The sequence below is a fragment of the Lentihominibacter sp. genome, assembly GCF_046951855.1.
Lineage (GTDB): Bacteria > Bacillota > Clostridia > Peptostreptococcales > Anaerovoracaceae > Lentihominibacter > Lentihominibacter hominis.
The window spans coordinates 1-1970 of the sequence record NZ_JBKTXS010000023.1 but is presented as its reverse complement, the minus strand read 5'-3'; the positions used below and the strand labels follow the sequence as shown (position 1 = coordinate 1970).

At 40.9% G+C, this 1970-nt stretch carries 3 protein-coding genes; 1 reads left to right on the top strand and 2 read right to left on the bottom strand.

Going from position 1 to position 1970, the window contains the following annotated elements; genetic code table 11:
- On the top strand, positions 1–591 hold a 591-nt coding region (locus tag ACLR96_RS07125), incomplete at its 5' end, for a nitrilase-related carbon-nitrogen hydrolase (RefSeq protein WP_412265505.1).
- A gap of 67 nt (positions 592–658) precedes the next feature.
- On the opposite strand, the gene ACLR96_RS07120 is transcribed toward ACLR96_RS07125, so the two are convergent.
- Positions 659–1192 (bottom strand): methylated-DNA--[protein]-cysteine S-methyltransferase, encoded by a 534-nt coding sequence (locus ACLR96_RS07120; protein WP_177270885.1) that lies wholly within the window; start codon positions 1190–1192, stop codon positions 659–661.
- Between the two features lie 154 nt (positions 1193–1346).
- Positions 1347–1970 (bottom strand): amidohydrolase family protein (locus ACLR96_RS07115; protein ID WP_412265502.1); only part of this gene is annotated, 624 nt, incomplete at its 5' end.

Genomic DNA, 1970 nt, shown 5'->3' with positions numbered 1-1970 from the left:
GTTATGGTGATAGATGCCGACGGATCTAACTTAGGGATTTACAGGAAAACTCATATACCTGATGATCCGGGATATTATGAAAAATTTTATTTTAGTCCCGGAGATACAGGCTTTAAAGTTTGGGATACAAAGTATGCTAAAATAGGTGTCGGTATTTGCTGGGATCAGTGGTTTCCTGAGGCTGCAAGAGCCATGGCACTTATGGGCGCAGAGATATTGCTGTATCCGACCGCTATCGGGACTTTTGCCGTACCTCCGGAGGAACTTCACAAAGAGCCTGACGATTACGATCATTGGCAAAACGTGATGTTAGGACATGCTGCAGCTAATATGACGCCTATAGTGGCATCTAATCGGATCGGAATAGAGGAAATGGGCAGCACAGCGATAAGATTCTGGGGAGCATCCTTTATTTCTGACAACAGGGGTAATAAAATCGCTGAAGCCGATACAAAATCAGAAGAAATTCTAACAGCTTCATTTGATCTTGATAAACTGGCAGAATACAGACGTGAGGTATGTACATTCAGAGACAGACGCCCTGAGAGATATCAGGTTCTTATGACTCTTGACGGAAAGATAAAAGAATAATAAAACATATGGGAGACTTAAGCTGATCTTTAAGAACTCCCATTTTCTGTTTTCTGAAAGTACCGGTTTATAGTGCTGTACCTTTCTTTGGTATAAACAGATGATTCATATCTGCTTTTTCAAGAGTGAGAAGCTTGATTTTTTTATCTATTCCGCCTGCATATCCAGTAAGGCTTCCATTTGATCCGACTACACGGTGGCAGGGAATAATAACGGAAATCTCGTTATGACCTACTGCTCCTCCTACAGCTTGAGAGGACATGTGAGGAAGACCCCTTTCTTCCGCTACCTTATGGGCTATTTCTCCATAAGTAACAGTTTTGCCATATGGGATTTTCAGAAGAAGTTTCCAGACCATAGTTTGAAAATCAGAGCCTATCATGTGGATAGGAGGTGTGAAATCAGGGTTTTTGCCTGAAAAGTAAATATCAAGCCATTTTTTTGTTTCCTTTAAAACTGGCAGTTCTTTTTCCTTATGCTGAACTTCCAGTTTATAAGCATAATATTTCTGACCTTCAAACCATAGGCCGGTAAGGCCGATATCATCTGCTGCCAAAAGGATATCGCCTATAGGAGACGTGTAATGAGATGTGTATTGCATAGTGACCTCCATTTATAAAATTTTTCTTTAAGGATATTATGATAATATTATAATATAGAGACTGACAGTCTATAAAAGGGAGATACATATTTCGGTATCTCCCTTGTTATTTTTGTTGCGCCTGCTGTATTATTGGACGGAAAGCAGTGAGATATCATAATCTTTTTACGAATTCTCCTTCTTTCATTATAATTTCCATATTTTCTACAGATATAGCATGTATATCATCGAGCGGATTCTCTTTAAGCACCAACAGATCAGCGCTTTTTCCGGCTTCCAGAGAACCGGTTATATCGTCTGCTCGCAATGCTTTTGCCCCATTTAGGGTAGCTGCTGTGATGGTATCCATTTCGCTGATACCGGCTTTAGTTATGAATTCGTAAATTTCTCCAATAGCAGTATCACCGTATGGCGTTATTTTAGAATTAAAGGAGTCGGATCCTATAGTCAGCAAAACACCTTTGGAGAAAGCTTTGCGAAGATTATCATATATTCGGTTCAATTCTTTTTCCGTAACGGTTTCTCCCGGGAATTTATCATGGAGCTCGGGTATGTAGTTTGGCGGGTAAGTGGCAAACCATGCCGGAAGGAAACTTATAGTAGGGCATAGCATTATTCCGTTTTCCGCCATAGTATCTATGGTTTCGTCATTAAGATCCCATCCGTGTATGATGAAGTCGGCTCCGGCCTTGACCGAATTGCCGGCACTTCCGAAACAGTGAGACCAGAGAGGTATGCCGCGCATTTTGCATTCATCGGATACAGCTTGGATTTCTTC

What these genes read in the sequence shown, in the direction of transcription:
- ACLR96_RS07120 (WP_177270885.1), bottom strand. Translation starts at nt 1,192, where the DNA reads ATGCAATACACATCTCATTACACGTCTCCTATAGGCGATATCCTTTTG.